The sequence below is a fragment of the Mesorhizobium sp. M7A.F.Ca.US.002.01.1.1 genome, from assembly GCF_004022955.1.
GTDB classification, from domain to species: Bacteria; Pseudomonadota; Alphaproteobacteria; order Rhizobiales; family Rhizobiaceae; genus Mesorhizobium; species Mesorhizobium ciceri.
This window is the reverse complement of record NZ_RZQE01000466.1, coordinates 1-4638: the sequence shown is the minus strand read 5'-3', so window position 1 is coordinate 4638 and position 4638 is coordinate 1. Positions and strand designations below refer to the sequence as shown.

Annotated in this window: 5 protein-coding genes; 3 read left to right on the top strand and 2 right to left on the bottom strand. The window is 65.0% G+C overall.

Features of this window, described 5'->3' with window-relative positions; translation table 11 throughout:
* Positions 1-142 precede the first annotated feature (142 nt).
* The gene (locus EN932_RS29770) at positions 143-1759 is read left to right on the top strand and encodes a GMC family oxidoreductase (protein WP_127369776.1); all 1617 of its coding nucleotides are present in this window, start codon (positions 143-145) and stop codon (positions 1757-1759) included.
* 12 nt (positions 1760-1771) lie between these two features.
* On the opposite strand, the gene EN932_RS29765 is transcribed toward EN932_RS29770, so the two are convergent.
* Positions 1772-2689, bottom strand: a complete 918-nt coding sequence (locus tag EN932_RS29765; RefSeq protein ID WP_064995524.1) for a LysR family transcriptional regulator — start codon at positions 2687-2689, stop codon at positions 1772-1774.
* Between the two features lie 134 nt (positions 2690-2823).
* On the opposite strand from EN932_RS29765, the gene EN932_RS29760 reads away from it, so the two are divergent.
* Both EN932_RS29760 and EN932_RS29755 read left to right on the top strand, forming a co-directional pair.
* Positions 2824-3462 carry a DsbA family protein gene (locus EN932_RS29760; protein WP_127369775.1) on the top strand — a complete coding sequence of 213 codons (639 nt, stop codon included), beginning with the start codon at positions 2824-2826 and terminating at the stop codon, positions 3460-3462.
* A 37-nt stretch (positions 3463-3499) separates the two neighbouring features.
* Positions 3500-4111 (top strand): NAD(P)-dependent oxidoreductase, encoded by a 612-nt coding sequence (locus EN932_RS29755; protein ID WP_127385637.1) that lies wholly within the window; start codon positions 3500-3502, stop codon positions 4109-4111.
* A gap of 25 nt (positions 4112-4136) precedes the next feature.
* Here EN932_RS29755 and EN932_RS29750 read toward each other — a convergent pair.
* The coding region (locus EN932_RS29750; RefSeq protein ID WP_164890680.1) for an ABC transporter ATP-binding protein at positions 4137-4638 on the bottom strand (502 nt) is incomplete at its 5' end.

Here is a 4638-nt window from a genome sequence, read left to right as displayed (position 1 = left end):
CCGCCATGACAGCGGCCGCCCGACATTTTGTACCCAACGAGACGGTTGCTCACGCATACGCACGGCGGTATCGACTCTATGGCGAGATCAACCAGGCGATGACCCCGATGTGGGAGCGCATCGCCGGACAGCAGGCGCGCACGTGACCGAAGCTTCACCGTCTCCGTTCGGCAGTTACGACTACGTCATCGTCGGTGCCGGCTCCGCCGGCTGCGTGCTCGCCAACCGGCTCTCGGCCGATCCGCACAACAAGGTGCTGCTGCTCGAGGCCGGCGGCAGCGACCGCTATCACTGGGTCGATATCCCGATCGGCTATCTCTTCTGCATGGGAAACCCGCGCACCGACTGGATGATGAAGACCGAGCCGGAAGCCGGTCTCAACGGACGCAGCCTCAACTATCCGCGCGGCAAGGTGCTCGGCGGCTGTTCATCGATCAACGGCATGATCTACATGCGCGGCCAGGCTGCCGACTATGATGGCTGGCGCCAGGCCGGCAATGCCGGCTGGGGCTGGGACGATGTCCTGCCTTACTTCCTCAAGTCGGAAGACTTCCATGGTGGCAAGAGCGCCATGCACGGCAGCGGCGGCGAGTGGCGGGTCGAACGGCAGCGGCTTTCATGGCCGATCCTCGACGCCTTCCGGGACGCGGCCGAGGAACTCGGCATTCCGCGCACCGAAGACTTCAACACCGGCACCAATGAAGGCTCGGGCTATTTCGAGGTCAACCAGAGGAAGGGCGTCCGCTGGAACACATCGAAGGCGTTTTTGCGCGGTATAGCGGGGCGCAAGAACCTGCGCGTAGTGCTCGGCGCGGAAACCGAACGGCTCGAATTCGACGGCCGGCGCGTCACCGGACTGGTTTTCCGCCAAGGCGGCCGCCTGCATCAGGTCCGCGCCGGACAGACGATCCTTGCGGCCGGCGCCATCAACTCGCCCAAGCTGCTCGAACTGTCGGGGGTGGGTCGCCCCGACCTGCTCTCGGGCATCGGCGTGGATGTTCGTCATGCTTTGCCGGGCGTCGGAGAAAACCTGCAGGACCATCTGCAGATCCGCACCGTCTTCAAGGTCGCCAACACTGCCACGCTCAACCAGCGTTACCACAATCTGGTCAGCCGTGCGTCGATGGGGCTGGAGTACGCGCTCAAGCGCAGCGGGCCGCTGTCGATGGCGCCAAGCCAGCTCGGCATCTTCGCCAGGAGCGATCCGCGCCTCGCAACGCCCGATCTGGAATATCATGTGCAACCGCTGAGCACCGACCGTCTGGGCGAGCCGCTGCATCGCTTTCCCGCGGTCACCGTCTCGGTCTGCAATCTGCGTCCGGAAAGCCGGGGCAGCGTGCACATGGCTTCGTCCGACGCGCGGGAGGCGGCGAGGATCCGGCCGAACTATCTTTCCACCGAGGGAGACCGCAGCGTGGCCGTCGCGTCGTTGCGCCATGTCCGCAGTTTGATGAAGGCTCGGGCGGTGGCGCGCTTTGCGCCGGAAGAGATGCTGCCCGGCACGCAGTATGACAGCGATGAAGAGCTCATCCGCAAGGCCGGCGATATCGGCACGACGATCTTCCACCCCGTCGGCACCTGCAAGATGGGTTCGGATACGATGGCGGTGGTCGACGACGGCCTGCGTGTTCACGGGCTTGCCGGGCTGCGCGTGGTCGATGCCTCGATCATGCCGACAATCGTCTCGGGCAACACCAACTCGCCGGTCGTCATGATCGCGGAGAAGGCAGCCGAGATGATCCTGCAAGAGGCCCGCTGACCGCCATCGGCTTCAAGCCGTGGCAACACCGCGCGATCGCCGCTTCTCGGCCGCCGCGAGCAGATCGACGAAGGTGCGCACCTTGGCGGGCCGGAACCGGGCCGGCGGAAAGACTGCGTGGATGCCGCCTGACGGCAGGCTCCAGTCGGCAAATACCGGCACCAGCCGCCCCTCGGCGATATCGTCGCTGACGCTGTAGTCCGGAAAGACGCCCAGCCCGATGCCGACGAGCACGCAAGCAAGGGCGGCGGGGCTCTTGTCGCACATGAGGACCGGATTGAGCTCGGTCAGCACCGTTTCGCCATCCCTGGAAAACAGCCATTGGCCGATGCCGCGCAACTGGGTGTTGCCGACCCAGGCCAGCGATCTTGCCTGGCGCGGCGTCAGGTCCGGCGGCAGGCTCGCCGCGAAGCCAGGGCTCGCCACCACGATTTGCCGGATCGTCCCCAGCCGCCGCGCCTGGTTCGAGGAATCGGTGAGCCAGCCGACGCGGATGCCGAGATCGATCTGCTCGTCCACCAGATTGCTGACGGCGTCGTCGAAGATCGCCTCGACGCGCATCTGCGGATAGGTTCTGAGATAGGCCGCCATGACCGGAGCCACCATCTTGGTGCCGTAGTCGAGCGGCGCCGTCAGCCTCAGCGTTCCGCTCGGTTCGACGGCCCCGCGCGAGATTTCGCCATAGGCGGCCTCCGCTTCCCGCAGGATGATCATCGCGCGGTCATAGAAGAGGCGCCCCTCTTCGGTCGGCGTGACACGCCGGGTCGTGCGCTGCAGCAGCGTTGCGCCCAGTTCCTCTTCGAGCTTGCCGATCTGATGGCTGACCACGGCCTTGGCGACGCCAAGCCGGTTGGCTGCGGCCGTGAACGAGCCGGTTTCCATCACCGTGGTGAAGTAGGCGAGCCGATTGAGGTTCAGAAGTTCGGCCAAGCTGGCTGCCATTTGTACGATCAGATCATACAGTTTGTATTATTGGGTGCCATTTATCGCAAGACCCCCACCTGCCACATATCAGCCAACGGCATTCGATCAAGCCGGCAGCCGGATCATGGGTAGCAGCGATTATGAACAATTCAGAAGTGACCTATCTTTTCGATCCGCTGTGCGGCTGGTGCTATGGTGCCACCCGGATGCTCGGCCGGTTGTCGGCCGCCGGCGTGCGCGTCGAGCTGCTGCCGACCGGCCTGTTTTCCGGCGCCGGCGCGCGTCCGATGGATGAAGGTTTTGCGGCGCACGCCTGGGCGAACGACCAGCGCATCGAGCGCCTGACCGGACAATCGTTCACGCCGGCCTACCGGCACAATGTCCTCAATGTCCGTGGCACCCTGCTCGACTCACATGCCGCCACACTCGGCATCACTGCCGTTGGCCTGGAGGACCCTAGCCGCCGGTTTGCGGCGCTGAAGACGATCCAGCATGCGCGCTATGTAGAAGGACGCGATGTCGTGACGATCGGCGGTGTGGCCGAGGTGCTCGCCGCCGACGGCATGGCGGACGCCGCCGAAATGCTCAAGGCGCCGACCGAAACATTGCTGGCGGCTCACCGCGATCAGGTTGGCCGTGGCCGTGCGCTGTTCCAGCGCCTGCATGCCGATGGCGTGCCTTCGCTCGCGGTCATCCGCAACGATGCGCCCCGGCTCATCGGTTCGAACGCGCTGTTCGGCAGCTTCGACAATCTCGTCGCCCACATCGCGGCGGCGTGACCCCATCCTCCAGACCCCCAAGCATAAGGAAACAGACATGGCAAAAGTCGCTCTCATTGGTGCATCGGGCGCTGTCGGTTCGCGCCTTCTCAGGGAACTCTCCGATGGCGGCCATATCGTCACGGGCATCGCGCGCAACCCGGAAAAGATTGTCGCGCTTCCGGGCGTGACGGCCAGGAAGGGCGATGTCTTCGACACAGAAGGTCTCGCGGACCTGATCCGCGGCCATGACGCTGTGATCAGCTCTGTGCATTTCCTGGACAGCGATACCGATGCGCTGATCGAGGCGGTGCGCGCCTCCGGCGTGAAGCGCTATCTCGTCGTCGGCGGCGCCGGCAGTCTCGAAGTCGCGCCCGGCAAGCGGCTGGTCGATAGCCCCAACTTCCCGGCGATCTACAAGGCAGAAGCGCAGAAGGGCGCCGACTTCCTGGACAGATTGAAGACGGTCGAGGACCTCGATTGGACGTTCCTGTCGCCATCCGCCATGTTCGTGCCTGGCGAGCGCACCGGCAAATTCCGCCTCGGCAAGGACACGCTTCTCGCCTCCGACAAGGGCAGCAGCATTTCCTTCGAGGACTACGCGATCGTCATGGTCGACGAGATCGAGAAGCCGGCCCATATCAGGCAGCGCTTCACCGTCGGCTATTGAGCGAACGGATGGTGGCGGCCGGGTCTCAATCGAGGCCGGCCGACGCCAGCCGCATCAGGGTCCGGTTCAATCTCGGTGCTGCCGCCACCAGCGCCTTTCCAATGGCCGATTGCGGTGCGTCGATGACGGTTCGGGCATCGCCGTTCTCGGCAACCCGGCCGGCGTCGAGAAGGATGACGCGGTGGGCGACCGACCGGATGACGCCGAGATCATGTGAAATGAAGAGATAGGCGATCTTTTCCTGGCGCTGCAGGTCGAGCAAAAGCTCGAGGATCTCCCCGCGCACGGAAACGTCGAGCGCCGACACCGCTTCATCGAGCACGATCAGCGACGGCTTCGTGGCGATGGCGCGGGCAATGGCGACGCGCTGCCGCTGACCGCCTGAAATTTCGTGGATGGCACGCGGGGCGAGGTCTGCCGTCAGCCCGACGCGCTCCAGCAAGGCGGCGATGCGGCGCGGGCGCTCGCTGCGGGAAGCGATGCCATGGATGCGCAAGGGATCGTCGAGCACACGCGCCACCGTGGCG

Bases quoted from the DNA above. Each gene is read 5' to 3' on its own strand.
- EN932_RS29760 (WP_127369775.1), top strand. From the start codon at position 2,824: ATGAACAATTCAGAAGTGACCTATCTTTTCGATCCGCTGTGCGGCTGG.
- EN932_RS29755 (WP_127385637.1), top strand. From the start codon at position 3,500: ATGGCAAAAGTCGCTCTCATTGGTGCATCGGGCGCTGTCGGTTCGCGC.